The organism is Actinomadura harenae, assembly GCF_003696215.1.
Lineage (GTDB): Bacteria > Actinomycetota > Actinomycetes > Streptosporangiales > Streptosporangiaceae > Spirillospora > Spirillospora harenae.
On record NZ_RFFG01000013.1, the window covers coordinates 1 to 26,610 of the forward strand.

General features: G+C 68.7%; 25 protein-coding genes and 4 pseudogenes. 18 read left to right on the forward strand and 11 right to left on the reverse strand.

Annotation, left to right across the window (positions count from 1 at the left end; translation table 11 throughout):
- Nucleotides 1-239: 239 nt before the first annotated feature.
- Nucleotides 240-929: a TnsA-like heteromeric transposase endonuclease subunit gene (locus EBO15_RS09370; protein WP_199744420.1), complete on the forward strand. Its 690-nt coding sequence runs from the start codon at nt 240-242 to the stop codon at nt 927-929.
- A 41-nt stretch (nt 930-970) separates the two neighbouring features.
- Nucleotides 971-2,989 (forward strand): Mu transposase C-terminal domain-containing protein, encoded by a 2,019-nt coding sequence (locus EBO15_RS09375; RefSeq protein WP_199744421.1) that lies wholly within the window; start codon nt 971-973, stop codon nt 2,987-2,989.
- Between the two features lie 208 nt (nt 2,990-3,197).
- Here the strand turns inward: EBO15_RS09375 and EBO15_RS09385 are convergent.
- Nucleotides 3,198-4,354, reverse strand: a pseudogene (locus tag EBO15_RS09385) (IS3 family transposase).
- Nucleotides 4,355-4,428: 74 nt separating this feature from the next.
- On the opposite strand from EBO15_RS09385, the gene EBO15_RS09395 reads away from it, so the two are divergent.
- Entirely contained in the window at nt 4,429-5,322 is an 894-nt protein-coding gene (locus EBO15_RS09395) for a TniB family NTP-binding protein (RefSeq protein WP_267898394.1), read from the forward strand.
- The gene (locus tag EBO15_RS09400; protein ID WP_122193952.1) at nt 5,319-6,227 is read left to right on the forward strand and encodes a TniQ family protein; all 909 of its coding nucleotides are present in this window, start codon (nt 5,319-5,321) and stop codon (nt 6,225-6,227) included. Before EBO15_RS09395 ends, EBO15_RS09400 begins: the two co-directional genes overlap by 4 nt.
- A gap of 478 nt (nt 6,228-6,705) precedes the next feature.
- Here the strand turns inward: EBO15_RS09400 and EBO15_RS09405 are convergent, their stop codons facing one another.
- Complete coding sequence (locus EBO15_RS09405; protein WP_122193953.1) at nt 6,706-8,172, reverse strand: DUF2079 domain-containing protein; 1,467 nt, start codon at nt 8,170-8,172, stop codon at nt 6,706-6,708.
- A 117-nt stretch (nt 8,173-8,289) separates the two neighbouring features.
- On the opposite strand from EBO15_RS09405, the gene EBO15_RS09410 reads away from it, so the two are divergent.
- Together EBO15_RS09410 and EBO15_RS09415 are read left to right on the forward strand one after the other, a co-directional pair.
- A complete protein-coding gene (locus EBO15_RS09410) occupies nt 8,290-8,967 on the forward strand; it encodes a response regulator transcription factor (protein WP_122194046.1) in 678 nt (225 codons plus the stop codon).
- Nucleotides 8,960-10,432: a sensor histidine kinase gene (locus tag EBO15_RS09415; protein WP_122193954.1), complete on the forward strand. Its 1,473-nt coding sequence runs from the start codon at nt 8,960-8,962 to the stop codon at nt 10,430-10,432. Before EBO15_RS09410 ends, EBO15_RS09415 begins: the two co-directional genes overlap by 8 nt.
- A 6-nt stretch (nt 10,433-10,438) precedes the next feature.
- Here the strand turns inward: EBO15_RS09415 and EBO15_RS45880 are convergent, their stop codons facing one another.
- Together EBO15_RS45880 and EBO15_RS47250 are read right to left on the reverse strand one after the other, a co-directional pair.
- Entirely contained in the window at nt 10,439-10,651 is a 213-nt protein-coding gene (locus tag EBO15_RS45880; RefSeq protein WP_233616074.1) for a hypothetical protein, read from the reverse strand.
- A gap of 9 nt (nt 10,652-10,660) precedes the next feature.
- Nucleotides 10,661-10,882: pseudogene (locus EBO15_RS47250) on the reverse strand (methyltransferase domain-containing protein); the annotation flags it as partial.
- Nucleotides 10,883-10,989: 107 nt separating this feature from the next.
- Between EBO15_RS47250 and EBO15_RS47030 the strand changes: the two are divergent.
- A pseudogene (locus EBO15_RS47030) lies at nt 10,990-11,444 on the forward strand (IS630 family transposase); the annotation flags it as partial.
- A 78-nt stretch (nt 11,445-11,522) separates the two neighbouring features.
- On the opposite strand, the gene EBO15_RS09430 reads toward EBO15_RS47030, so the two are convergent.
- Nucleotides 11,523-12,110: a hypothetical protein gene (locus EBO15_RS09430; RefSeq protein ID WP_122193955.1), complete on the reverse strand. Its 588-nt coding sequence runs from the start codon at nt 12,108-12,110 to the stop codon at nt 11,523-11,525.
- Between the two features lie 62 nt (nt 12,111-12,172).
- Nucleotides 12,173-13,360 carry a lactonase family protein gene (locus EBO15_RS09435; RefSeq protein ID WP_199744424.1) on the reverse strand — a complete coding sequence of 396 codons (1,188 nt, stop codon included), beginning with the start codon at nt 13,358-13,360 and terminating at the stop codon, nt 12,173-12,175.
- Nucleotides 13,361-13,635: 275 nt separating this feature from the next.
- Between EBO15_RS09435 and EBO15_RS46760 the strand changes: the two genes are divergently transcribed.
- The 6 genes from EBO15_RS46760 (at nt 13,636) to EBO15_RS09460 (ending at nt 17,406) form a co-directional block, all read left to right on the forward strand.
- On the forward strand, nt 13,636-13,905 hold the full coding sequence (locus EBO15_RS46760; RefSeq protein WP_267898392.1) for a recombinase family protein: 270 nt from the start codon (nt 13,636-13,638) through the stop codon (nt 13,903-13,905).
- Nucleotides 13,902-14,309 carry a recombinase family protein gene (locus EBO15_RS46765; RefSeq protein WP_267898393.1) on the forward strand — a complete coding sequence of 136 codons (408 nt, stop codon included), beginning with the start codon at nt 13,902-13,904 and terminating at the stop codon, nt 14,307-14,309. The genes EBO15_RS46760 and EBO15_RS46765 overlap by 4 nt, the downstream gene beginning before the upstream one ends.
- On the forward strand, nt 14,306-15,307 hold the full coding sequence (locus EBO15_RS45190; RefSeq protein ID WP_199744425.1) for a hypothetical protein: 1,002 nt from the start codon (nt 14,306-14,308) through the stop codon (nt 15,305-15,307). The genes EBO15_RS46765 and EBO15_RS45190 overlap by 4 nt, the downstream gene beginning before the upstream one ends.
- Before the next feature lie 183 nt (nt 15,308-15,490).
- Nucleotides 15,491-15,922 (forward strand): hypothetical protein, encoded by a 432-nt coding sequence (locus tag EBO15_RS09450; RefSeq protein WP_158628169.1) that lies wholly within the window; start codon nt 15,491-15,493, stop codon nt 15,920-15,922.
- Between the two features lie 105 nt (nt 15,923-16,027).
- Nucleotides 16,028-16,321 (forward strand): NUDIX domain-containing protein, encoded by a 294-nt coding sequence (locus tag EBO15_RS45885; RefSeq protein ID WP_233616076.1) that lies wholly within the window; start codon nt 16,028-16,030, stop codon nt 16,319-16,321.
- Nucleotides 16,322-16,767: 446 nt separating this feature from the next.
- Nucleotides 16,768-17,406: a hypothetical protein gene (locus EBO15_RS09460; RefSeq protein WP_122193958.1), complete on the forward strand. Its 639-nt coding sequence runs from the start codon at nt 16,768-16,770 to the stop codon at nt 17,404-17,406.
- A 63-nt stretch (nt 17,407-17,469) separates the two neighbouring features.
- On the opposite strand, the gene EBO15_RS09465 is transcribed toward EBO15_RS09460, so the two are convergent.
- Nucleotides 17,470-18,360: an aldo/keto reductase family oxidoreductase gene (locus EBO15_RS09465; protein ID WP_122193959.1), complete on the reverse strand. Its 891-nt coding sequence runs from the start codon at nt 18,358-18,360 to the stop codon at nt 17,470-17,472.
- Nucleotides 18,361-18,500: 140 nt separating this feature from the next.
- Here EBO15_RS09465 and EBO15_RS09470 point away from each other — a divergent pair, with 140 nt between their 5' ends.
- Nucleotides 18,501-18,938, forward strand: coding sequence for a winged helix-turn-helix transcriptional regulator (locus EBO15_RS09470; protein ID WP_456047864.1), 438 nt, complete (start codon nt 18,501-18,503; stop codon nt 18,936-18,938).
- Between the two features lie 326 nt (nt 18,939-19,264).
- Nucleotides 19,265-20,014: an SIR2 family NAD-dependent protein deacylase gene (locus tag EBO15_RS09475; protein ID WP_122193961.1), complete on the forward strand. Its 750-nt coding sequence runs from the start codon at nt 19,265-19,267 to the stop codon at nt 20,012-20,014.
- Between the two features lie 243 nt (nt 20,015-20,257).
- Here EBO15_RS09475 and EBO15_RS45195 read toward each other — a convergent pair whose 3' ends face one another.
- Nucleotides 20,258-20,419 (reverse strand): hypothetical protein, encoded by a 162-nt coding sequence (locus tag EBO15_RS45195; RefSeq protein WP_199744426.1) that lies wholly within the window; start codon nt 20,417-20,419, stop codon nt 20,258-20,260.
- A 461-nt stretch (nt 20,420-20,880) separates the two neighbouring features.
- Nucleotides 20,881-21,771, reverse strand: a complete 891-nt coding sequence (locus EBO15_RS09490) for a LysR family transcriptional regulator (protein WP_122193962.1) — start codon at nt 21,769-21,771, stop codon at nt 20,881-20,883.
- Between the two features lie 121 nt (nt 21,772-21,892).
- On the opposite strand from EBO15_RS09490, the gene EBO15_RS09495 reads away from it, so the two are divergent.
- From EBO15_RS09495 to EBO15_RS09505, 3 genes are all read left to right on the forward strand, one after another.
- Nucleotides 21,893-22,537, forward strand: a complete 645-nt coding sequence (locus tag EBO15_RS09495; protein ID WP_122193963.1) for a hemerythrin domain-containing protein — start codon at nt 21,893-21,895, stop codon at nt 22,535-22,537.
- A 212-nt stretch (nt 22,538-22,749) separates the two neighbouring features.
- A complete protein-coding gene (locus tag EBO15_RS09500; protein ID WP_122193964.1) occupies nt 22,750-23,163 on the forward strand; it encodes a VOC family protein in 414 nt (137 codons plus the stop codon).
- Nucleotides 23,164-23,286: 123 nt separating this feature from the next.
- Nucleotides 23,287-23,751, forward strand: a complete 465-nt coding sequence (locus tag EBO15_RS09505) for a YdeI/OmpD-associated family protein (protein ID WP_233616077.1) — start codon at nt 23,287-23,289, stop codon at nt 23,749-23,751.
- Between the two features lie 154 nt (nt 23,752-23,905).
- On the opposite strand, the pseudogene EBO15_RS47255 reads toward EBO15_RS09505, so the two are convergent.
- Both EBO15_RS47255 and EBO15_RS09515 read right to left on the reverse strand, forming a co-directional pair.
- Nucleotides 23,906-24,076, reverse strand: a pseudogene (locus tag EBO15_RS47255) (Tn3 family transposase); the annotation flags it as partial.
- A 1,457-nt stretch (nt 24,077-25,533) separates the two neighbouring features.
- Complete coding sequence (locus EBO15_RS09515; protein ID WP_122193966.1) at nt 25,534-26,250, reverse strand: cytidylate kinase family protein; 717 nt, start codon at nt 26,248-26,250, stop codon at nt 25,534-25,536.
- Nucleotides 26,251-26,610: the final 360 nt, after the last annotated feature.

Genomic DNA, 26,610 nt, shown 5'->3' on the forward strand with positions numbered 1-26,610 from the left:
CCGCTCTACCAGTACTTCCGCAAGAGCCAGATAGCGTGAGAACGCCCGACACCGCAGTCCCAAACATCGCGGCATCCCCGCAGGTCACCCACTCTTCATTGGCCACCTACAGTCGAACGGGACAGTGGCGAATCACGGTGGGTGAGCTGTCATGCTCGGTGGGTGAGTCGCCAGCGGGCCAAGGTGATGCAGTGAGAGCGGTTGAGGGCGCAGGCGCTGCCCGGTGCGATGAGTTCCAGGTGGCCTTCGTGGAGGGCGGTGACGAGGTACGCCGCAAGCTGGTCCATGCGCAGGAGGTTTCGTTCGAACGCGCGAGCGCGGTTCGGGACTTTCCGTCCTACCGAGGGCAACGCAACTATCCAGGGCTGTACTACGCGGCCACGATGGACGAGCACGTGGGGTACGAGTCGTGGCTGGAGCGTGATGAAGCGATGGCGCTCGACTTCGCGGTGGACGTGGTGGGCTTCGCATCCCAGCCGTTCTGGCTGTTCTGGTCGGATGGCCAGCGCGTCAGGTCTCATGCGCCGGACTTCTTCGCCCGGCTGAAGGACGGCACCGGGGTCGTGATCGATTGCCGTCCGTCCGAACGGATTCGCTCGCGCGACGCTGGTGCTTTCGAGGCGACAGAGCAGGCCTGCGACTCGGTCGGCTGGCAGTATCGCCTGGTCGCTGCGTATGACCCGACTTGGCTGAGCAACGTGCGCTGGTTGGCGGGCTACCGCCACGACCGGTTTGCGGATGAAGCGGTCGGTGCTCGACTCTGCGAGGTGTTCGCCGACGGCGCGTCGCTGATGGACGGAGCGGCCGAGGTGGGTGACCCCATCGCGGTGCTTCCGGTGTTGTTTCACCAGATGTGGTCCCACCGCTTGGGCACCGATCTTTCGCAACGCCTGGATGCCGGGGCATGGGCTTGGGACACAGCCTCGTGACGCGGGTCCTACGGGTAGGTGACCGGGTCCGGTTCGAGTCGATGGAGCATCAGGTCACAGCCCTGACGGGAACCTGGGCACGGTTGCTGGCCACCGACGGGCGGCCCTCAGCCGTGCTGCTGACGCGCCTCGTGAGCGCCGATGATTTCGCGTTGCTCAGCGAACAGGAGCAGGTCCGCGACGTTGTCATTCGGGATCTGGCTGGGGTCCCTGAGGGGGCCGCCGCTCAAGCCCGCTTCTGGGAGCAGCATGTGGTGGAGGTGGAAACTGGTCTGCCTCCGGGCGCCGAGGCCGGGGCGGTTCCGCGGCCCGAGTACGATGCGGCCACCCGGACGCTCACCGAACGTGAGCTCGCCAAGGTCGCCGAACTCGACGCGATGGGTGTGGTGGCCAGTGCGCGCACGATTCAGCGGATGCGGCGGCGCTACCGTGAACAGGGCCTGCGCGGGCTGGTCGATACCCGGTCAAACAAGGCTCGTGGCCGCTATGGGCGGACCGACTCCCGGGTCGTTGAGGCGATTCAGGAGATCGTCGCGGCGGAGGCTGGCACCTCCACCGGCACGCGCGACCGATTGCGATGGAAGGTCAAGAATCTCCTGGACGAACGGTATGGGCCCGACGCGGTTCCAGTGCCGTCGAAGTCCACGTTCGGTCGGCTGATGAACTCCCTGACCGCAGGACACCACACCTTCGGGTCGGCCAAGAACCGTCGGTCGGTGGCCAATCGGCCTGCTGCTCCTTTCAGCGTCACCTGGGCGGCGCGTCCTGGCCAACAGGTTCAGATCGACACCACGACACTGGACGTGATGGCGCTGTTCGATGACGGGCAGGCCCGGAGGGTCGAGCTCACCGCGGCGATCGACATCGCGACCCGCACGATCTGCGCGGCAGTGCTGCGTCCGGTGGGCACCAAGGCCGTGGACGCCTCGCTGCTGTTGGCGCGGACACTGGTTCCCGAGCCGATGCGGCCGGGCTGGGCCGACACGCTGCGCATGACCGGTTCGCGGCTACCGCATCGTCAGCTCGCCGAGATTGATGCCCGGCTGAAGGACGCGGCGGCCAAGCCGGTGGTGATTCCCGAGACGATCGTGTGTGACCGCGGCAAGGTCTACCTCTCGCAGGCGTTCATAGGAGCCTGCCGGAGCCTGGGAATCTCGGTACAGCCCGCGCACCCACAAGCCCCCACCGACAAGGGTGTCATCGAGGCGACCTTCGATGGGATCAATACGTTGTTCTGCCAATACGTCGCGGGCTACACCGGTCGGGATGTGACACGCCGCGGTGCGGCGGTGGATCGTGAGGCATGCTGGTCGATGGCCCAGCTTCAGGAGCTGCTGGACGAATGGGTTGTGATCGGCTGGCAGCAACGCCCGCACGAAGGGCTGCTCAGTCCCGACACGGCTCGGCCGTTGTCTCCGAACGAGATGTTCGCTGCGCTGGTGACTGCTGCGGGATACGTCCCCCTGATGTTGACCGGTGAAGACTACATCGAGCTGCTCCCGGTCGCCTGGCGGACTATCAACGACTACGGAGTGCGCCTGGACCGGCGCACCTATGACGACCAGGCCCTCAATCTTTACCGGCGGCAGCATTCGGGAGTGAGCGCCAAGCGGGGACTCTGGGAGGTGCGTTACGACCCCTACGACCTCACCCAGATCTGGGTCCGCAATCACCACGATGGCGGATGGCTCCGCATCCCGTGGACGCATCTGCCGATGGTGGCAGCTCCCTTCGCCGACTTCACCTGGCAGCAGGCTCGCAAGTCCGCGGCAGCGTCATTGCCCGACCGGGCCGAGCAGGAAACGGCCGCAGCATCGGCATTGAACGACCTTCTGAACAGGGCGAATCAAGGTCCTGACAGGGACCCGACACATGACAAGGTCGCAGCGCGAACCCGAGCCGCCTCCAGCACGCACCGCCCCGACATCGAGCCGGTCATGGTGGACGCCGGCACCGACGACGACTTCTCCGAAGACGACGGCATCGACTCCCAGGAAACCGGAACTGTCATCCCATTTGGGGTCTTCGACGCCCGAGCCGAAGCAGAACGGTGGCCATGACCGCAACAACCTCCACGCCCTCGCCGCCCTTCGCCCCGCCCCCGGACGAACCTTTGACCACCAAGGAAGGCTGGTCACGCTGGGTGCAGCGAGATCTCCAAGCGCCTTCCCCACCGGGCGAGCTGACTCTGCTGGCTCCGGCTGAGCGCGCCGCCTACGACGATGCCTGAGGTTCCCCCCGCTGCACGGACACGTGCGGTGAGATGGGTCAGGTCGCCCGCAAGGCGGTGCGGTACTGCTCCTCGTAAGCGACCGGGCTCAGCATTCCGATACTGGAATGCCGCCTGAATGGGTTATACCAACACTCGATCCATTCAAACTGTGCAGCGGCGAGTTCTGCCCGAGTTTCCCAGATCTTGGTGTCGAGCAGTTCGAGCTGCATCGTTCCCCAAAATGATTCGATCATTGCATTGTCGTAACAGTCGCCGACCGTGCCCATCGATCCGAGTAGTCCCGCATCGCGAAGCCGTTTCCCGAAGGTCCAGGAGGTGAATTGCGTGCCGTGATCCGAATGCAGAATCGTGGATCCGGCGGGCTGCCTGCGAGTCACGGCGGCAGCCATCGCGTCGACCACCAGCTCGGTGTTCTGTCGTGGCCCGATGGAATGCCCGATGATCCGCCGGGAGAAGCAGTCGAGAATGGCCGCGCAGTACAGCTTTCCTTCCCTGGTCGGGTGCTCGGTGATGTCGGTGACCCACAGCACGTCTGGGGCGTCCACCGTGAAGGCCCGCTTGACCAGGTCTTCCTCGGTGGCCGCGTTGACCAGGTTCTTGCGGCCTCTGCGCCGGTGGATCCCCTGGATCCCGGCCTCGCGCATGAGCCGTTCGACCCGTTTGTGGTTCACCACCTCGCCCCGCCCCAGCGTCAACTCCGCGTGCACCCGCGGCGAACCGTAACTCCCACGCGACTCCACCTGCACTTCGCGGATTTGTTTCAGCAGGTCGTCGTTGCGTTGTTGCCGCACCGACGCCGGCCTGCCGAGCCAGTCGGCATATCCCGACCGGGAAACCCCCAGGACTCGGCAGGCCACCGCGACGGGAACAGCGTCAGCGGCGAGTTCGCGGACCAGCGAGAACCTTATTTTGGGAGCATGTTCTCGCGGGCGAAGTACGCCGCCGCCCGCTTGAGGATGTCGTTCTCCTGCTCCAATTGTCGGGTCCTGCGCCGCAGCACGGCCAGTTCCTTCTTCTCGGCCGCGGTCAGCCCCTCGACGCGCCCTTCCTCGATGTCGGCCTGGCGCATCCAGTTCGACAGGCACGACTGGCTGATACCCAAGCTCTTGGCCAGCGCGGAGACCGACTTGTCGCCAGACCGCGCCAACTCGACAGCGCGACGCCGGAACTCCGGCGGATGTGGTGAAGGCACGAGACACTTCCTTCCCAAGTTGATCAAGGTCAACTCAGATCGGGTGTCCGCGGAACGGGGGAAGCTCAGCCCGGCTGGAGTTCCTCAGCGATCCGATCGTGGTGAACACCCCCACGATCCAGCAGGTCATCAAGACAGTTCGCCGCCTTCTCATTCTCAACCGGCGGCAGATCTCTGCCCGCCGCGGACTGATCATCACCGGTGGAGGTGGCACTGGCAAAACCACCGCCATCACCCAGCTTGGCCGCGCCCACGAGATCAGCGTTCGACTCCGCCACCCCGAGCCCCAGCATCGCATTCCCGTGATCTATGTGACCGTCCCTCCAGCTGCCACGCCCCGGATGCTCGCCGCGGAGTTCGCCCGCTTTCTCGGGCTCCCGGTCGCCCGCAGAGACAACATCACCGACATCACCAACGCGGTCTGCGCTGTCCTTAGTGACGTGGGCTGCGACCTCGTCCTCGTTGATGAACTCCACAACCTCAATCTCGCCACTCGCGCGGGAGCCGAGGTCTCTGACCAGCTCAAGTACTTCGCCGAGCGCATCCCTGCCACTTTCATCCTGGCCGGGATCGATGTTGAACGTGTCGGCTTGTTCTCCGGCACTCGCGGGCGCCAGATCGCCAGCCGGTTCAGCACCCTGTCAACCCAGCCGTTCGCCCACGGCACCCCCACTCAGCGCGACAATTGGCGGTCGCTCGTGCTGACCCTCGAACAGGCCCTCCCGCTCCACCAGCACAAACCGGGAACACTAGCCCGCCATGGCGAATACCTCTACCGGCGCACCGGGGGCATGCTCGGCAGCCTCTCCCACGTCATCCGCGGCGCCGCGATCGACGCCATCCTCGACGACACCGAGAAGATCACTAAAGCCCACCTTCAGGCGATCCTGCTCGACCACCAGGCTGAGCATGGTCTCGCAATGAAGGCAGCACCCTCACGGCCTCGGAAGCAACAAGGCGCCGCATGATCGAACAGCCCCTGCGCAGGCTTCCGATCACCTCACCGCCCGCACCATATGAGTCGCTGGAGTCCTATCTGAGTCGGCTGGAAAGGATCAATCATCTGCCCTTAGGGGCGCTTCGACGCTGGACCGCCACCAGTGCGAAGGCCAAGGCGAAATACAACCAGTTCACCTCGGTAACGATTGATATCGCCAAAGTAAGCATCCTGAGCGGCATACCAGAATCCACACTCCGCCAGGCGATCACCGGCTTCATGCCAGACGAAGACCGACGGCTCCTCCAGCCCCAGCAAAGGCCCGCCTGCCCACGATGCGTTCACCGAGCCGGCGGAGCAGTGCTCTGCCGTCATCCGTTCCACTACTTCACCTGCCTCCGCCACCGGACCCTGGTGGGCGGCCGAGCATGGGGACATCCGATCGAAGGGCCCCATTCCCACCTCGACCTGAGCCTGGTTCCCGAAGTCTTCTCAACTCAACGGCGACACCGCCAATTGATCCGCCGCTACGGCCACCCAACCATGGCCGACGCACTCGTAATCTCCGAGCAGTGGTTCGAATACTTCGTTCAGCGCCATGGAATGCTAAACCGATCGCGGACTCGTATAACGCGCCTGCTGGGGCCAAAGCCGGGACGGCTCTCCATTGACTCTCCAGCGCACGTAATCAGCTACCGCCCCGAACTAGTAAGCCTCGCCGGAATCCTGGCCGCGCCGCACTGGCGCGCCATCGCGGCTGCACCCGAGACTCGTGCCAGGTTCTACCAAGAGATCGACCGCATCACGAACCTCCACGGCTACGAGCCCATCACGAAGCAAGACCCCATCCATCACTGGATCCAAAGCCTGGAGCCACGCCGTCGTTCCACGCTCGCCAGATTCACTGAGTTCGATGAACTCTTCCAGAACCAATGAAAGTGACGAACCCCAGGTCAGCGCATGGACTACTCGCCAGATTCAATGAACCAGGACAGGGGGCCGGTCAGGACGCGGTCCGTCTGAGGCGGGCCGCGCGCAGAAACGCGGGCGGCCGCAGGGGGCCGCGAGATCCGCCAGCGGCGCCTCGGCCGTTCCCGGAGCACATCCCGGAGACCGACCGCAGTACGAGGGACCGCCCAGCTGTTGAGTGCCAGGTAGGCGTCCCGGATGCGCCAAGTAGTGAGCCACCCGGCGTCAGGTAGTTGGCGATTGACGTCAAGTAGTTGGCAGCTGGGGTGAGATGGAGCGCGCTCGCGCGGGTCGGGTCGTGGGCCCCGCCGGGCCTGTCTCATAGGTGAACGCCTATGAAACAGGCGCGTGACGAAGACCTGTCCCGGGTGTTCGGCGCTGCATGGCTTGTTGCATTTGGCTGGATGATTGCAACGCACTCATGAAACGCTTCGCGACCGGCGCACTAGGAGGACGGCGCGGCCGGGCGTCCGGGCGGAAGGGCCAGGCGGTAGACGGCGACCCCGCCGCCGGAGGCCACCAGCCGGTAGCCCGCCGCCGGCAGCCCTTCGAGGGCGGACGCGTCGGCCGCCGCCAACGGCCGGAACGGCGCGGCGCCGGTGACGGCGACCGCCCATTCCGGCCGCCGCCACGGCGGCGACGCGAGCAGCCGGAACACGCGGCAGCGGCTGGTGAGCTGCGGCGCGAGCCGGTTCGCGGCGGCCACTTCCGCGCCGTCGGGGACGAGCGCGAGCGTCGCCGCGGCCGCCCGGTAGCGGTCGGAGGCCGTCCAGGTCGCCGGGCTGAGGAGCCGCGCGAGCGGCTGCGGCCCGACCGGCCACGGCCCCACCATGGTGATCGCCACCGCCACCGCCAGGATCGCGGGCGCTGCCGCCCGTCCGAGGAAATGGTGGGAGCGGTGGAGGGCGTCCGCTGCGGCGATGGAGAGGATCGGCGTGAGGACGGCGCTGTAGTGGAAGCCGGTGCCCCAGTAGTGCGGTTCGGTGGCCCAGAAGCGCGCCGCGACGTACGGCACCGCGAGCAGGACGAGTGGTGAGCGCAGCGCGAGGAAGACGGTCGGCGCGAGCAGCGCCTCGACCGTGCCGGCCTTGACGGCGAGCCCGGCGAAGGGGCGTCCGCCGTGCAGGGTGTGCGCGTAGCGGTAGGCATGGCTCGGGCTGAAGGCCGGGATCACCACACCCATGACGACCAGGCCGGTCACGGCGGCGACGGCCATGAGGGCGGCGCCGGTCCTGCGGTCGCCGCGGCAGAGGATGTACGCGCCGATCGCCGCGACCATGAGCGCCTGGTCCTCCTTGACCAGCAGGAGCGGGAGGGCCCAGCGGGCGGCGGACGCCCACCGCCGCCGGGCGGCCGACTCGACGCAGCACGCGAGCAGCGGCACCGCGAACGCGATCTCGTGGAAGTCGAACTGGACGGCCTGCTGGATTCCCCAGGACAGGCCGTAGGCGAGTCCGACGCACGTCCCGGAGCGGCGGCCTCCCCAGTCCGTCGCGAGCCGCGTCACGGGGACCACCGACACCGCGAACAGAGCGGCCTGGACCAGCAGCAACGTCACGGGGCTCGGGAACACCCGGTAGAGCGGCGCTACCAGTGCGACGACCGGGTGGAAGTGGTCGCCGAGCACGTCGAAGCCCGGCGATTTCAGCGTCGCGACCGGCGGCTCGAACCGGGAGTAGGCACGGACGGCCTGCTCGAAGATCCCGAGGTCGTACCCGGTGCTCTCCATGGCGAGGTGCCGCGTCACCGACAGCGCGCCGTAGGCGAGGAAGAACACCGCCGCCAGGACCCACGGAATCGCGCGGCGGCCGCCCCCGGCGCGTCGGACCTCGCCGTCCGGAGAGCGGTCGGCTTGCGGCGAGACGCGCGGTGCGATGAGCGCGAGGGGCCGGGCGGCGAGTGCGAGGGGCATGGCAGCCAGCTTCGGCGCCGGTGGCCGAACCGGCGCTGAACCGACCTGAAGCCCGGCTGAAGCGGCCTGAAGCCGGGTTCAGCCGCCGCCGAGGACACCCCGGACATAATGACCGCCATGCGCCTGCTGATCATCGACGACGAAGAGCGCTTCTCGGCGACGCTGGCCCACGGCCTGCGCGCGGACGGCTACGCGGTCGATCTCGCGCACGACGGACGGCACGGCCTGGACCTGGCGCGGACGCACCCCTACGCGGCGATCGTCCTGGACATCATGCTGCCGGGCCTCAACGGCTACGCGGTGTGCGCGGAGCTGCGCCGCGCGGGCTCGACGGTCCCGATCCTCATGCTGACCGCCAAGAACGGCGAGTACGACGAGGCGGAGGCGCTCGACACCGGCGCGGACGACTACATCTCCAAGCCGTTCTCCTACGTCGTGCTCGTCGCGCGGCTGCGCGCGCTGATCCGGCGGGGCGGCGCCGTCCGGCGGTCGGTGCTGACGGTCGGCGACCTGCGGCTGGACCCGGCGACCCGCCGCTGCCGCCGGGGCGACACCGAGATCCGCCTCACCGCCAAGCAGTTCGCGATCCTGGAGTGCCTGGCGCGGCGGGCCGAGCAGGTGGTCACCAAGACCGAGATCCTCGACGAGGCCTGGGACGAGCGGTACGAGGGCGACGTCAACGTCGTCGAGGTCCACGTCCGCGCCCTGCGCCGCAAGCTCGACGTTCCGTTCGGGCGCGCCTCGATCCAGACCGTCCGGGGCGCCGGCTACCGCCTGATGCCCGCCGATGCGTAGGCCGGCCTCCGTCCGGGCGCGGTCCGCGCTCGCCGCCGCGCTGGCGACCGCGCTGGTCCTCGGGCTGGGCGGCTGGTGGCTGCGGGCGGACACCCAGGCCCGCTGGGACCGGAGCGCTCTGGAGACGGCGACGTCCGACGCGTTCGCGCTGACGTCCGCGCTGGAGGGCGGCGAACCCCTGGGGCCCGGAGTCTTCGTGCGCTCCGGCGGGCCCGTCGCGGTGGTCTTCGCGGACGGCTCGTTCGCGGTCGCCGGACGCCCGTTCACCGAACTGGACGACCGGCCACTCGTCCCGCTGCCGCCCGCCACGGGCTGGACGGTCCGGCACGTCCGGTTCCCGGCGCGGGCCGTCGCCCCCCGCGCGGATTCGGACGGCCTCCGCGCGGACGCGGACGGGCTCCGGCACCGCGACGCGACGCTCGCCGTCGGCGTCACCGGCGTGCTCTCGACCGACCGCGTCCGCGCCGTCACCGGGGTCGCCGGGAAGCCGCCGCAGCGGCTCACCGTCTACCGGCTCGCATCCCAGGAGTCGACGGACCTGGCCGTCGCCACCCTCGACCGGTTCACCGCCTGGGGCTTCCCGGCGGCGATGCTGTTCGTGGGCGCGGTGGCCTGGGCGGTGACCGGCCGCGCGCTGCGTCCGGTGGACGCGATCCGCGCGAAGATGGACGTGATCGGCGCGAGCGGCTCCGGCCAGCGGGTGCCCGTCCCGGCCGGGAGCCTGGAGATCGCGCGGCTCGCGCGGTCGACCAACCGGACGCTCGACCGGCTCGAACACACCCTGGACCGGCAGCGGCGCTTCGTCGCCGACGCTTCGCACGAGCTGCGCAGCCCGCTGTCCGGTCTGCGGGGCACGCTGGAGATCGCCCTCGTCCACCCCGGCGAGGCCGACTGGCGTGCGGTGGTCGCGCAGGCGCTCGCCGACGCCGTCCGGCTCCAGGCCCTGACCGACGACCTGCTCCTCCTCGCCTCGGCTGAGCGGTCCCCGGACGGCGAGACGACCGACCTGGCCGACCTGGTCGAGGAGCAGGTCGCCGAACGCGCCTGCGCGGAAGCCGACCTCACCTTCACAGCCTCGGTGCGGGGCCCGGCCGTCGTCCGGGGTGGCGAGATCCGGCTGGGCCGCGTCCTGCGGAACCTGCTCGACAACGCCGCCCGGCACGCGCGCGCCGAGGTGCGCGTCACCGTCGGCGCGTCCGCCGGGCGCGCGACGCTGACGGTGGCCGACGACGGTCCGGGGGTCCCGGCGGCCGACCGCGAACGGATCTTCGACCGGTTCGTCCGGCTCGACGACGCCCGGGCCCGCGCGACCGGCGGAGCGGGCCTCGGCCTGACGATCGTCCGCGACATCGTCACCGCCCTCGGCGGCACCGTCCACACCACTCCCGGGGCACCGGGGGCGTGTTTCGTGGTCAGCCTGCCCTTGCTCTTCGATGCCTCCGGAGTTTCCGCAGGGCGGGGGTAAAGGGCGTCAGGCGCGGCAGGGGATCTCGCCGTTCTGGGCGCAGAAGGCGCCGTCGGGCGCGGTGGCCCATTCCTGCCGGCCCTGGTGGATGCGCTCAAGGTCGTCGCGTGTGGCGTGGCTGTTCGCGACGGCCTGGTCGGCGACGCTGGACTTGACCATGCGGCCGCCCCACGTGCCGCTCCACCAGGCGCGCTCCTCCGGCGTGGCGAAGGCCCACACGCGCCGCATCTCCGACGGCGCGCGGACCGGGTCGGCGATGTGCTGGAGGACCTGGTGCGCGTGGGCGATGTCGAACGTGTCGTCCGAGACGTCCAGGGCGTGGACGTCGGCGACGCGAACTCGATGTTGTTCAGGTCGCCCTCGGCGGCGTGGGCGCGGGCCTGTTCCAGGCCGCCTTCGGCGGCGCCCACGCCCACGCCGCGGCCGGGGGCGAGGGCACGGTGGGCGCACGCGATGCGGCTACCAAGCTGGGCACCGCGTGCGCCCGTGGGCGAGGTGTCGTGTTGAGGAAACCAGCCCCGCGTGCAGGAGAGGGCTTGTGTCCGGCGAGGCCGAACTTCCACGGCTGCTACTCCCTCGGCGATGACCGGCTCTGGGGCGTCAACCGGCAGCGCAAAGGCGGCGTGAACACCCTCAAGGCGTTGAAGACGATCCGGGCCGCCCGCCCCGACGGCGCCCCGATCTAGGTGATCCTGGCAACCTGTCCTCCAACAAGACCTCCGCCATCCGCTCCTGGTCACGCATGAACAAGGTCGAGCTGTGCTTCACCCGGACCAGCGCGTCCTGGGCCTACCCGATCGAGGCTCAATTCGGGCCACTGCGCACCTTCGTGATGGGCAACTCCGACCACCCCAACCACACCGTCCTGGCCCGCAAGCTCCAGGAATACCTGCGGTGGCGCAACGCCAACGCCCGCCACCCCGACGTGCTGACCGCCCAACGCCGCGAACACGCCCGCATCCGCAGCCAACGCCAGCAACGCTGGGGACGCCCACACCCCAAAGCAGCATGACCAAACACGGCGAACGTATGTGGTCAGCGCACTAGGCAATGTCCCTCACCTGGGACGCCTCGCTCCGAGTCGGTGCTGTTAGACGAGTCGAAAGCGGGCCCAGCCACCCCGGGTGAGGGGGAGTACTTGGTCGAGGACCATCTCCCGAGCCGCCGGGCCGATGCGTGCGCCGGACGTCCGGCGTTCGAACTGGTCGATCACTGGGGCCGGTTGGGTCGCCGTACGCAGCGCCCGCCAGAGCAGGCGGGTCTGCTCCGTCAGTACCGCGTGCAGGGCAGGCCCGACTTCGGGCTCGAACCAGCGGACGGCAAGCCTGCCCGCGCGGAAGTGTTCGCCATGCTCGTCCTCGTAGAGGTCGGACCGCAGGAGCTGGACGATCGCTTGGAGTGGTTCCGGCGAGCGGGGCTCGACCCCGTCGGTCAACTCGGCGGTCTCGGGAAGCGACGCCCGCGCCGGGAGCGGGATGAAGGCCTGGCGGCCGCCGCATTCCATCGCCTGCCGGACGGTGCGATGCAGGTGGACCTGATGGAGCCCGACAGGGCCAGGATGGCTGCACATCCACCCAGCACCGGGAAGCGCTCGGTCGACGCCGGCGTCCAGGAGCTCCTCATCCGGCGGAAGAAGCCACAGGTCGGTGGACTTGGTGCGGGAACCGGGCAGCGGCATTATCGGACACCCTGGGACGGACGGAACATGACTACGATTGGGCAGCGCTCGAATCGGTGTCGTCATTCCGCTTGCAGAACCGGATTGCCGTGCAGCCCTCCGTCGGCGCACGGCCAGGGCCCATCGTCCATGGTGCTCAGCCCTGTGTCTGACACCAGCAGCAGCTCGTCGTCCAGAGCGAACGCGACCTGTCCGCGTTCGAGTAGGACGGTGCGGCTCATGACCTTGCGGCGGTCGTCCGGGGATGCGAGCAGCTCCCGTGCCTGAAGCTCTGGTGTGACGGCCAGGAGCTGGCCGTCACGCCAGAAGACCGCAGTGCCCTCGCGGTCCAGGACCGGGTAGGACGTGTAGTAGCCCGGCAGGTGTGGGCCCTCGCGGGTGGTGCCGTCCGGTTCGAGGGCGACGAAATGAGACCGCGAAGGCGTCACGTTCTCGAACTCCGGTCCGCAGATGCGCCCCTTGCTGTCGACAAGCGGCATCGTGTGCGTGGGCCACCGGCGGACGATCGTGCCGTCCGCGTCGTAGTGGCTGGTGGAGAACGCCCCGTAGCCTTGCGAGCCGACCAGGAACTGACCAGGCCCCAGGATCGCCTTGTGCTCGGTTGGCCCCGGTGGCGTGGCCGCGACCAGGCGCCCGTCCCTGGAATCGAGGAAGAAGGTGACGGCGATGCCGCTGGGGTCGTCTTCGAACGTGGCCGCCACCCGATCTCCCGTGACCATAATCGGTGTCCGGCGGTGAGCCCGGATGGAGGTCGGCGCCCAGGACCGCTTCGGCCGAACCTCCCAACCGGTATCGACGCCGGCTTCGACGACCCCCGGGTAAGAGATCTTGTCCAGAGCGGTCGGGGTAGACCAGCAGATTCCGCCGTCGTTGTTGTGAAGCGCGATCCGGGGTGCGCGGCCGGCCAGGGCCAGTCGTCCGCGCCCCACCCGGAGCCAGGCAGTGATGACCCGCTGCCCGAGCACCGCGAACGCGCAGAGCCGCTCGCTTCGCTCGTGTACGGGTGCGATCGTCTGGACCAGGGTGCCGGATGCGTCGATCTCGCAGACCACGTCACGGCCGGACGTTCGATGGGCGATCCAGACGTTCCCGGTGTCGCTGCTGACTCGCGGGGGGCCGGGATGGCCCTCGAACTCCCGCTGCCAGAGAACCTGTCCGGAGACATCCAGCGCGGTGAGCATCGTCCCCAGGAGATCGCGGCCGCGATAGCTGGCCACGTAGAGCGGGCCGGACGGGTCATGCGCCGCCAAGCCCCACACCTGTCCGGGCATCGGTACTGTCCGCAGCGAGACCACGCACGTCCTCCAAAGGTCAGCGATGCGGCCCACACCTCGACTCGTGGACGGTGAGCGCCGATTCGACCGCACCCCGGCGTAGGCTAACGCCCCCCATGCCCTCAAGAATCCATCGTCAAATGAAGACATCGCGACCTTGGTCCCTGCGGGCCCCATTCCCCTCAAAACCCTCTTCAACAACCAGGCGGATTCAACAACCTCGGAGACCCTTTGTTGAGAGAAACGAGGCTGTGACGCCCCCTCTGGAGCTGCCCGCCGATCTCCTCGGCGCCTTCCCCACGGCCCGGTCGGAGATCCGCATCGGCTACACCCGAGTATCGGCTCGCGGCCGGAACCTCGAACGGCAGATCGACGCCCTCAAGGAGGCTGGTTGCCGCCGGATCTTCGCCGACAAGAAGTCCGGTAAGACCGCGCTGCGCCCCGGACTCCAGGCCTGCCACGCCTTCCTCGCCGAAGGCGACCCCTCGTCGTCAGCCTCGACCGGTACGGCCGCACCATGAAGGACCTCATCGCCATGGTCGCCGACCTCCAACGCCGCCTGATCGGCTTCACTTCCCTGCTCGAGAGACTCGACACCACCACGCCCGGCGGACGGCTCATCTTCCATGTCTTCGCCGCCCTCGCCGAGTTCGTCCGTGAACTCATCGTCATCGGCACCCACGAAGGACTCGCCGCCGCCCGAGCCCGCGGCCGCGGCCGCACCGGCGGACGCCCAACCGTCGTCGACGCCGAACCCCTCAAAGCCGCCCGCGACCTCCTCCCCGCCCCTGAACGCTCTGTCACCTCCATCGCCCGCCTCCTGGGCGTCTCCGTCGGCACCCTCTACAACCACATCCCCGACCTCCAAGAACTCCGCGCCGCCGGAGCCGAAGCAGCAGCCCTCACCCAAGGTGCCACTCGATGAACCTCGACGCCGTGAAGGCCCTGTGGGCGGACCACATGAACGAGCCCTTCCCCGACGGGCTCCGCTGGATCGACGCGCCCAGCGGAGAGTCGATCGCAGCTCTGGACTCCTACATCGCCGGCTGCGTCACCACCTACCTGTCCAACCAGGGCGAACTGGACCCCCAACGCCGGCAGGTCCTCAACGATCGCGCGGCGGACCTCACCGCCGCTCTCCCCTTGGTGCCTGAAGACGACGTTCCGTACGCCACCCGGCTGATCCAGATCGCCGAGCTGGTCACAAGCCGACCCGAGCCCGCATCAGGCCCCGCTTCCTGGCCCTCATCCGATCTCGGAGAGGCTGCACCGACGTCGAATTCCCAAGGCCTGCGTGCAGCTGCGGAGATTCGCGACTACCTCGTCGACCAGCTCAACCTGACGCTGCGCAGACCCGAAATGTACGGCGGCGAGACGGCCATCCGCCTCGTCCTCGACCATCTCGAGTACGCCGAGCACAGGGACAGAGCCGGTCTTCCTAGCTTGCTCGAAGAACGCGGGGCCTGGACGCCCCGGGGCGTGACCGGCGCCTTCGCACAGGTGATCCCCGGCGACTACGAGTCAGGCATCGCGTCGGTCTACGCCGAGTACGCCCAAGCACGCGGCTGGCTGAAGATCGACCGGGCGCTGACCGCTGCGGAGTACTCGGCCCTCGCGACCGAATACCGCCGGTGGACGGCGCAAGATCGAAGCCTGACCGATGTCCTGGAGACCTTCGGTCCACCTTCGATCCTCTTCGGCGGAACCAACCCGCTCTACGGCAAAACCCTGAGCTACACCAGCGGAGCCCCGACCGACCCGGTCGTCTCCTTCCACCTCTGGAACGGCACCGAACCCGACGCCGAATCCACCTGGCCACCCCTCTACAACGAGCCCGTCCTACTCGTCGCCCGCTCCACCACCCAGACTTTCGAAACGAGCCTCGCCTTCACCCCAGAAGGCACGCGCCGTCGTCCGTCTTAACTGCCGAGCGCGGAAAGGACTGCCGTCAGCTCCCAGGGCGTCCACCCGATACCCAGACGTCTGCGCTGACCAGGGCTAACTCAACCCCTTGTACGTGATTGCACGAGTCTTACCGACACCCCGGCCCCGGTCAGCGACCTGCAGCCCTACATCAACGCCGCCGCCCAGCCACTGCCCGCGCTGGTGTTCTACCTCGCCGGGGCACTGCACGCCTCCGACCTGGCCCGGCAGGCACTCACGACCGGCGACGTGGTCGCCGACCGGTACATCGCCTCGGTCATCGCGAACCACTCCGCTGCCCACGGCCTGGACAACCAGACCACCGCCACGGCGATCGCCCCGTACACCGCATACCTCACGGCCCCGGACCTGACCGCCTACCTCCACACCGACCCGGCGGAACTCGCCGCGCGGATGCGCGACAAGCCCGACCAGACCCAAAGCGACCGAGACCTCATCGCCGACCAGCGGCTCCTGGACCGGCTGTGCGACCACTACGACCAGATCGCCGCGACCGACCCGACCGCCTACCACCTGCACACCGACGGACGCACCCCGGACAAGCTCACCGACCACATCACCGCCCTGGCCTCCGCCATCACCAAAGCCGCCTGACCAGCACCCGGGAACGCCTCGCGTCGTTCCCGGGAAACCACAGGCAGACCCGGCGGTCTGGATACTGTGGCCCCTTGAGGCCACCACCGACCGCCGGGAGCGAACATGGCCCGCACCGAGGACTACCGGCCAGGAGTCGGCGTCCACCTCGTCCTCACCGACCCCGACGGCCAGGTCCTGCTCCTCCAACGGGCCAACACCGGATTCGCCGACGGACACTGGTCGGTCCCCGGCGGCCGACTCGACCACGGAGAACCCCTCCCACACGCAGCCGCGCGCGAAGCCCTCGAAGAGGTCGGCATCCACATCGACCCCGACGACCTGGCCTTCAGCCACCTCTGCCACCACGCCGACCCGAACGGCCAACAACGCATCGGCGTCTTCTTCACCGCCAGCTGATGGAACGGCGACGTCGTCAACGCCGAACCCGACCGCTGCAGCGACCTCCAATGGGCGAAACCCGACGAGCTGCCCGGCAACACCGTCGGCTACGTCCGCCAAGGCATCCGCGCCACCTTGACCAGCCCCGGCGACATCAGCCTCCACGGCTGGCGAGCCTCCTAATGGGAGCTGCCGGGTCGGGTGTCCCATTCTGCGAGCGCGGCCGGACCCGCCGCGCCACCGCGTGGTCGATGCTCGAACGCTGAGCTGTGTGGCGCAGATACTCCTCGGCCCCCTACAGCAGTCCCGACCGCGAGTACTCGGTGATCATAGAGACGTGCGTCCCGGCCAGCCCGACGTGACTCCAGGAATCTACGTCGTTCCGCTTGGCCGCCCCGTGTCGTCCACGGCCAGGATGTGACCCGGTCACGAAACCTCCACCCGGCCCGAGGCAGACGAAGTCGTTGTCGCGCAGCGCGCAGTCGCCGCACGCCAGCGTCCCGATCACCGCCCGGCCCGGCGTGCATACCTTGTCGGAAGAGATATCGGAGCCGGTCCAGGCGTTTCGCCGTGATGCGGCGGTGTGGAGGGAGACCGCCTGGCGGCAAGCGCCCTTCAGCGCCGACTTCGACGACCGCGATGGGCCCTTGCCCGAGATCAACCGGGCGATGCTGTTGGACCGTCCGAGCGGCCTCGACACTCTCGAGGGCCCTTGGCATTCCGGCGCGCGCGGCTATGAGCGAGCCGAGTACGCGCTCGACCTGGTGGTCTTCCGCCAGCTGGACGGCTACGGAGAGCGGGAGCGTTCACTGCCGTATCGGATCATTCACGGTGATCGGCGCTTCGCCGACCACGCGCGCTCCGGGCAGGGCATGCCGTGGCGCTGCTCTGCCCGAGCTCTTCTCATCGAGGCCGCCGCCGCGATCGAGGCTCTTGACGAGGCTGCAGTCCGCCGAGAACTCTCGATCGAGGAGATGGTACGTGGTGGCGTTTATAAGACGCGGCGGAGGATGACGAGGACAAGACATTCGCGCGCGCCGTGGACGACCTGCGATGGCTCGCGCGCTCCTACCGCAGCGTCGCCGCCTACGGCCACGACCTGATCGTGATCCTGGACTGATTGTGGACGGCCTGACATGGCGCGTCGAGCGCTGGGAAGGTAGGGCTCAGTCTGTGGGCATGGACCCGACGCCGATGTTGTTCAGCTTGGCCAAGTCCTCCCGGGAGAGGGCGAGTCCCGCGCCGGCGATGTTCTCGCGCAGGTGTGCCGTCGCTGACGTGCCGGGAATGAGCAGGATGTTCGGCGAGCGCTGCAGCAGCCAGGCCAGCGCGACGGACATCGGCGTCGACTCCAGTCGGGCGGCGACCGCCGAGAGCGCCGAGGACTGAAGCGGGGTGAAGCCTCCAAGGGGGAAGAAGGGCACGTACGCGACGCTGTCGGCGGCGAGCCGGTCGATGAGCGTGTCGTCGTGGCGGTGGGCGAGGTTGTACATGTTCTGAACGCACACGATCGGCGCGATGCTCTGTGCCTCGGCGACCTGCTCCTCGGTGGCGTTGCTGACCCCGAGGTGGCGGATCAGGCCCTGCTGCTGAAGGTCGACGAGCGTCCCGAACGCCTCGGCGAGCGAGCCGGGCCGGCGGCCTTCGGCGTTGCCGAGCCGGAGGTTGACCAGGTCGAGTACGTCGAGCCGGAGAGACCTGAGGTTGTCGTGGACCTGGCGGCGCAGATCTTCAGGTCGCCGGGCCGTGGGCCATCCCCCCTGTGCGTCGCGGGTCGCGCCCACCTTGGTCACGATGTGCAGCGACTCGGGATAGGGGTGCAGCGCCTGGCGGATCAGCTCGTTGGTGACCCGCGGCCCGTAGGCGTCGCTGGTGTCGATGTGGGTGACACCGAGGTCGACCGCTTCCCGCAGAACGGCCAGGGCACCCTCGTGATCGGCGGGCGGCCCCATCACCCGCGGGCCGGCCAGTTGCATGGCACCGTAGCCGAACCGGGTGACGGTCAGGTCACCCAGAGTCCAGGTGCCGCCGGGAAGAGAGAGGGAGGGCGTGCTCATCGCGTTGCCTTTCGTTGTGCACTCGAGGGTGCCGCCTGCGGCGTCCCCGCATCATGATTGGAGAGAAACTTCCCGACGGGAAGTAGGTACTTTGGAGTGCGTAACCCACCCATCGGTGAGAGGTGTGCTCAGTGACGACGATGAAGGCGGCCCAGCAGAGGGCTCAGGCCAAGGTGGAGTACAACGCGTTCCTGGCTGCATGTCCCAGTCGGCAGTTGCTCGACCGGATCTCGGACAAGTGGGTCGTCCTGATCCTGTGCGCGCTGGGCGGTGACAACAGCTCCGACCAGACCGGTGCGGCGCACGCAGACACTCCGAAGGTGATGCGTTACTCCGAGATCGCTCGTCTTCTGGCCGGGGTCAGCCAGAAGATGCTGACTCAAACGCTGCGGTCGCTGGAGCGCGACGGTCTGCTCACCCGTACTGCGACGCCGACCGTCCCTGTCACCGTCACCTACGAGCTGACCGACCTCGGCCTCTCGCTCCACTCCATGACGCGCGGGCTCAGAAGCTGGGCGCAGACGCACATGGACGAGGTTCTGGCGAACCGCGAGAACCACGACGCTCGCACCTCCTGACGACCCGCGTCCAGCCCTCCAACAGCTCCCACCGGTGTGCCGAGAACAGCACGGGGGCCACGTTCCGATGGCCGCGCCCGCAGTCGACCGTGGTGTGGGGCGATGGCGCCTACGTCGGCACAATGGTGGCCCGGGCCCTGCACCTGACCCTCAAGATCGCGACCAGAAGGTATCCACCACGACCTGGTAGGCGGCATTTCTCCCTCTGGTACCCGGCTCGGACGAGACGCTCCCCCACGGTCTGACCGTCCCGAGGACGGTCCGCCGATCGGTCGTCTGCCGAAAACCGGTCGCGACCGGCCCTGGCGGCCCCCTACCGTCGCGGCATGGATCTTCCCGACTGGGGGCGTGGCGTCTCGAGGATCGCGGTGCTCACCGGCGCCGGGATCAGCACCGACTCCGGCATCCCCGACTACCGAGGCCCCAACGGCGTGTGGACCAAGGACCCCGAGCTGCTGGGCTTGTTCAACCGCCAGGACTTCCTCGCCGACACCGGCGTGCGCCGCCGGTTCTGGGCCGCACTGCCGGCGCTGGAGGGACACGACGCCGAACCCAACGCCGCCCACCTGGCGCTGGCCCGGCTGGAGTCCACCGGCCTGTCCTTGCGGATCCTCACCCAGAACGTCGACGGCCTGCACCAGCGGGCCGGGTCCACACCGCGCAAGGTCCTCGAACTGCACGGGTCGATGGCCTCCACCACCTGCACCCGGTGCGCCGCCAGGACTCCGACCCGGGAGGTCCTCCACCGAGGCGAGGACGACCCGGCCTGCGCCCGGTGCGGCGGGATCCTCCAGCCGTCGATCGTCCTGTTCGGGCAGGTCCTCGACCAGGACCTGCTCGGCAAGGCCGCCGCCATAGCCTGGGCGGCGCAGCTTTTCGTCGCGATCGGCAGTTCGCTGCTGGTCGAGCCCGCTGCCGCGCTGTGCCGCGTCGCCGTCGAGGCCGGGGCCACCCTCGTGATCATCAACCGGGACCCGACGCCGTACGACGATCTGGCCACCGAGGTGATCAGGGAGCCGATCGGCGTGGCCGTCCCCGCGCTCTGCGCGGCCTTCGCCGCCTCGCGTCCCGCGTAGGAGCCGATCGTCGTCCTCACCGCCGCCCGGTGCCGCCGGGTCTTCGCCGACCCCAGTGCGGCAGGACCGCCGATCGGCCTGGGCTGGATGCCTGCCACGCGCTCCTGAACGCCGGGCACAACCTGGTCCTCCCCGCCCTGGACCGCTACGGCCGATCCCTCCAGGACCTCGGGGTTGAGGAACCTGCGGACAGCCGTTGGCACCGAGAATGATCTTGGTGGGGTCTGGCGTGGTGCGTGCTGGTCAGTTGCCGGGTGGCTGCTCGGCGGTTTTGATGCGGGTGGCGTAAACCCGGTGGGCCTTGCGCTCGGCTGGTGCGCCGGAGGCGAGCAGGGCGGACAGGGCGTGCCGCTGGCGGGCGTCGGTCTGCTTGTCGGTGGAGTGCCGCAGGTAGAGGCGGTCCATCGTGTCCCCACTGTCCGGTCGGCTGGACTGCCTCTGACGGGCGCCCGCAGCGATTTTCGGGGGCGAAAAGGAGGGGCGGAAGTATGGATCGGATCCGATTGGATCGGTGGGCCGTCGCCGCAGGTCGGAGACGGGTCTTGATTGGATCCGGCTGTGGGGGCGGAGTCGAACGATTACGCCCCCTCGGCAAGAACTATCCTGGGTACTTTCCGGGCATGGGACTGGGCTTTTTCTGGGCGTGGTGCGGGAGGCAGGGGACACGACCCCTTCCGAGATCTCCCTCCGCGATCAGGAGGAGAGCCCGCCGCTGGAGCTCGCCGAGGAGATGCGGGCGACTTCTGGCCGGAGACCACCCGCAGAACCCCATCCGCACGCGGTGGTCGCGACGTGACCGTCTGTCAAACGCGGGCGCGATCCACGGGTCACGTGCTGTGACCGCGAGCGGGGTCGCCTGGTGCCGGTCAGCCGTTGGTGGGGCCGAGGTCGTGGATCGTCTGGGCGAGGGCTCGGATCAGGTCGGTTTCGGCCTCGGTGTGCCAGACCAGGGCATAGGTCAGGTGTGGCATGTCCGGCATGGGGAGCCACCGCAGGTGCGGCATTGCCCAGTATCGGGTGATGTGGGCGGGGAAGTTGTGGACGATCTCGCCGGTGCTGACCAGGTGGATCAGCTCGTCGGCGTTGGCGATGGGTTCGATCCGTTCGATTGTCTGACCGCGCGGGGTGTGGAAGGGCAGGTAGCTGCCCTCCCAGTAGTCCGGCATGTGGGGGGCGGTGCCGTGCGGGAAGTCCGCGAGCGCTTCCAGGGGTACGGAGGGCCGGTCGGCCAGTTCGTGCTCGGCGGAGACGGCGAGTACCCGTGGGTCGGTGAACAGGACCGGGCCCACTGTCAGATCGGGTTCTTCCACGGGGAGCCAGGCGATCAGTACGTCCAGGTCGCCGGAGCGGAGCCTGGCGAACGGGTCGATGAAGGGAGCGCGGCGCAGCTGCAGTTCCCAGTGCGGGTGCCGGTCGCGGAAGGCCCGCCAGTAGGGATGCAGGTCGTGGACGTTGAAGGGCAGCATGCCCACCCGTAGCCGCGCGTTGATACCGCGGGATGCCATCCGGGCGCGTTCGAGGCTTTCGCGCAGGCCCGCGTAGACCGGGAGCAGGTCGTCACGCAACTGCTGTCCGACCGGGGTCAGGCGGACCTGGCGGCGGTTGGAGCGGTCGAACAACGGGGTTCCGATACGGCGTTCCTGCTGGCTGATCGCCTGGCTGACCCGCGCCTGGGACACGTAGAGCCGGGCGGCCGTCCGGCCGAAGTGCAGCTCCTCGGCCAGGGTCAGAAAGATCTCGATGTCCCTAAGTTCCACCTTGTTCCTATCTGAGCTATAAGCCCCAAGTTATCGGATCACGCGGAATCCCACGTTGATGCGGGCACGTCACCACTCCAGAGTGGGAGACGTCCAAAACCACAGGTGGAAGGGGTGGCCCATGAGTAGCACGCTCGACATGACGGCGATGTGCGCGATGCACGACGCGCTGCGCCGGGAAGCCGAGCACCTGGCCAAGGTCACCACCCGGGTCGGCGTCGACCCGTGCGCCGTCCTGCGCACCGCCGCCGGCTGGGAGCTGTTCAAGACCTGCCTGCACGTCCACCACACCGCCGAGGATGACGCACTGTGGCCCGTACTGCGCCAGATCCTGGCCGACCGGCCGGCCGACCTGACGCTGCTGGAGGCGATGGAGGTAGAACACGCCGCCATCGACCAGGTCATCGAGGCGATCGATGAGGCACTGGCCGGGCCCGAGGACGGGCTGGACCGGCTCGGGGATCTCACCGATTCCCTGGTCACCGGCCTCACCGGACACCTCAGGCACGAGGAGGATCAGGCGCTTCCGCTGATTCAGGCGGCCGCCACCCAGGAGCAGTGGACGCGCTTCGGGCAGATCCACGCCCAGCGGATCGGCGCCGACGCCCCCAGAATCCTGCCGTGGCTCCTGGACGGCGCGAGCGACCAGGCCGTCGCCGCGATGCTGGCGCAACTCACCGAACCTGCGCGCCAGGCCTACCAGCACCAGTGGCGACCCGCCTATCTGGCCCTCGACCGCTGGCATCTACGAAAGGAACGATCATGACCAGTGGTGTTGATCACCGGAGGCAACGAGGGGTAGGCCCTTGAGCTGGCCAGCCGCTCGGGGTGCAGGTTGGGCGATCTTCCTCGGCTCGTGTGACGAAGGCCGGGGACAGGCGGGCCCCACCGGGGTGGCGTCCGGGCCCTGCCTGGATGCCCGGTCGGGCACATAACCACCCATGCACCACATAACCATCTATGTATAGGGAGCAAGACATGAAGGCACACGTCAGCTCGATCCTTCTTGGCGTCCGGGACATGGACCGGGCCAAGCGGTTCTACACCGAGGGGCTCGGCTGGAAGATCCAGAGCGACTTCGGCATCTCGGTGTTCTTCGAATCGGACGGCGCCTCACCCGTCGGCTTCTACAGCCGCGAAGGCTTGGCCGCTCAGGTGGGCACGGACCAGGAAGGCAGTGGCTTCAGCGGACTGGTTCTGACCTACGTCGTCCGCAGTGAGGCGCGGGTCGATGAGATCATGGCGGAGGCCGAGAAGGCCGGCGCCACGGTCCTCAAGCCCGCCGGCGCTCTGCCGTGGGGCGGGTACGGCGGCACCTTCGCCGACCCGGACGGCTACATCTGGAGTCTGGGCTACAGCGCCCAGGCAACCGACCAGCCCTACGCGGAGTAGCCGCGATCCTTCTCTCACAGCCGTCCGGGACGGCGGGGCGCGTGCCGCTGCCGTCCCGGACGGCTGTGACCCCGCGTGCGGGAAGCGGGAGCGGCGATCGGAGCCGGGCGGGCGGGATCCGCAGTGAACCGGCAGGACGAACAGGAGAAGATCATGAAGTTTCGGGCCTACGTTGAGCCACCTGAGCCCATGCGGGGTCTGGAAGTTCCGTCCGAGGTGGTGGCAGCGCTCGGCGGGGGCGCGCGGCCGCCGGTGACGATCACAGTCAACGGGCATTCCTGGAGGAGCCGGGTCGCCCTCCTGCGCGGCCGCCACTTGCTCGGCCTCAGCAATGCCAACCGGCAGGCCGCCGGTGTCGCAATCGGCGAGGAGGTCGAGGTCGAGCTGGAGCTCGACACCGAGCCGCGCGTCGTGGTCGAGCCTGCGGACTTCGCCCAGGCTCTGGACGACGACCCCGTCGCCCGCGCCGCCTACGACAACCTTGCATACAGCCACAAGCGCGAGCACGTGCGTGCAATCGAGAGTGCGAAGAAGCCCGAGACGCGCCGGCGGCGTATCGAGAAGGCCATCTCCACTCTGCGGGGCTGACCCCCGAAAGCAAGACTCCGGGCACATTCTGCTCACTCCCCGCCGCCAGGAAGCGCACCGACGCCAGGCCCTACACACCCCCGTCGCCGGCGGGCGGCTCGGGCATCGGGCCGAGTTCGCGCAGCCCCTGGTCAGGGGTGGAGGAGGCGATGACGTAGCGGCCCAGGCAGTTGAGGTGGGTGTGGCCGAGCGGGGACAGGCGGGCGACGTCCTCGCCGGCGACCGGGATGCCCTGGGCGCGCAACTGGTCGACGATCTGCGACAGATAGCGGCTGTTCCACAGCGCGACGGCGTTGACGACTAGGCCGAGCGCGGCCAACTGGTCTTATCCGGGTGGAGATGTCGACCGGGTGCACGTAGGCGTCCAGGAACCCGGTCCAGGAGTGCACCTCCAGCAGCAGTTCGGGCAGCTCGATGCGCGGCAGCATCGCCTGACACGCTCCCCGCAGCCAGGCCAGGGACCCCGGCTCGCCGACCGTGCCGGGCTTGTCCACCGACAACCGGGCCCGCCCGTCGGCCGGTGTCACCACCCGGACCCGGGCGTCCTCGCCGGCCTCTTCCAACCGGGCGGCCATCTGCTTCCACGCCGCATCCAGCGCCAGCAGCTTGCCGTCCAGGTGCTCCTGCACCGGGTCGGTCAGCGACAGCGAGGCCAGCACGTCCGGCCGGACCGCCTCCCACACCCGGCCGTCCAGCAGGTGCGAGCGAGGGTCGGCCCACCGCAGCGACGGGGTAGCGAACACATCCCGCACCGACAGCGCCCGCAACAGCGCCTCGAGCACGCGCACCACATAGGCGTAGCGGTCCACGGCGCCCTGCGGAAGATCCTTATTGGAGTACACCGCCCGCTTCCACGCCGGTGTCACCAGCGAGACGTCGATCTCCCCCGGCAGCAGCGGCTTGCGTGACACCTGCCGGCGTGCCAGCTCCGGCAGCCGCCGCACCGCGGCCAGCACCCGCACCCCACCGGCCGCCGCGCCCAGCGACCTCGACTCGCCCAGCAGCTTCAGGAACGGCCGGACGGTGTTGTACTTGTCGACCAGCGCCGAGCGCATCGCGGCCTCGGCGGCGCCGTCATCGTCGGGGACAAGTTCCTCCACCGACTCCAGCGCCGCCAGGACCTGCTGTTTGGTCGCGCCGGCCTCCTGCGCGACCGCCGCCCACAACGCCGCCGGGTCCAGATCGGCGTTGGTCTCGGCGACCAGGTCGAGTTGTTCCACCAGTACCCGGCCCGCCCGCGACAGCACCCTGGAGGCCTTCTCCAACCTGGGCAGCATCGCCAACCGGTCAGTCCCCGACTTGCGCCGCGCCGGGTTGATCATCCGGGTGGCCATCAGCAGCGCGAACAAGTCGAGTGCGTCGTCGATGGCCTCGGCCTCCAGGCTGCGGGTCACCGCCACCAGCGTCGCCGTACGCCGCGGCTCGCCCAGACGCGCCAACAGCGGCGCCTTGCTGCCCGCCCCGCACCCTGCGGCTCCTGAGCCAGGAGCCGCAGGGCGCTATGACTCCTACGCCTGGTGGAAGCGGCTCCGGCCGGCGGCAATCCGACGAGCGGTCGGCCCGTCATGGTGCGGGTGGAAACGGCCCGTAGGGCTCGTCGCGGCGGAACAGTTGTTCCATGGGCATCTCCTCATGCTCGTCGGAGTCGCCGAACAGGGCGTGCTGGTCGCGGCCGTAGGGGGCGCGGCGTCGGTCGAAGCTGGCGGTGCCGGGCTGGGAGACATACAGCGCAGCTCCACCGCCGTAGCGCAGAGCGGAGGTGACCGCGCCCTCGATGGTCTCTCAGTTCATGCCGGTCCCCGGTCGTTCCGGCCGATGCGGGGGTCGGATGTCCCAGGTCGGCTCGTGGAGCTGATCGTTGTACACGACGATGTCAGCGTGATCGGTCGGGCGGGCTGTCGCGAAGTAGAGCTGTTGGGACGGGATGTAGCGGTGGCGCCAGGACCGTTCGATCTCCGCGGCGTCGGCCGATCCGGCCGACGCCATGCTGCGGGACAGGGCGCGATCTATGGTCTGCTCGAAGTCGACGGACACGAAGATCCGCAGGTCCCATCGGTCGATGAGTTCTGGCCGCAGAAGGAAGACTCCGTCGAAGAGGAGTACGGCGTCTTCGGCGGCGGCCGTGATCGGCGGGGACAGCGGGCTGTCGGTTTCGTGGTCGTAGACCGTGAGCTGGAATCTGCGGTCTCCACCTGGGCCCAGCGGATCAAGCAGGACCTGGCGCAGCGCTTCGTGGTCGTGAGCGTCGAAGTAGCAGCCTTCCGCCGAGAACCGGCCGCGTCGATAGCGCTGTGCCCGGGGAACGAGGAAGTCGTCGATGGTCGCCCGAATGACGTCGCGGCCCTGCGCGCGCAGGGCGATGCCGAGTTCGTCGGCCAGCGTGGTCTTGCCGGCGCCGGGAGATCCGTCGACGGCGACGCGCAGCGGGTGGGGGGTGGTAGCTGCCCTGATCTCCTCGACCAGCCGGCCAAGGAGATCTTGACGGGTGCCATGCTCCATGTTTCTCCACTCACGGCAATCGCGAGCCTGTTACCTGGGTGAGCCTTGTGGAGGGCCAACGACGACAACGCCGTGTCTCATAGGTGGTCACCTATGAGACCCACAAACCCGGCTCCGGCGCGAGATGCCGACCAGGGACACCCGGGACGGAATCGTTTCACACCGCGTTTCAATTCTGGGTGTTTTTCAAGTCGACTCATGAAACGACTTCTGGGTGAGTGACCCCGAGGACGCCTTCCTGCGCCTGAAGGCCTCCGCAGCCCACCGGTCCCTCGACAGCCAGCCCGACGCTCTGAAGACGGTCGGCGTGTCCCGCGTCTTCTCAGAGAAGGTCTCCACCCGCATCGCCGCCCGCCCCGG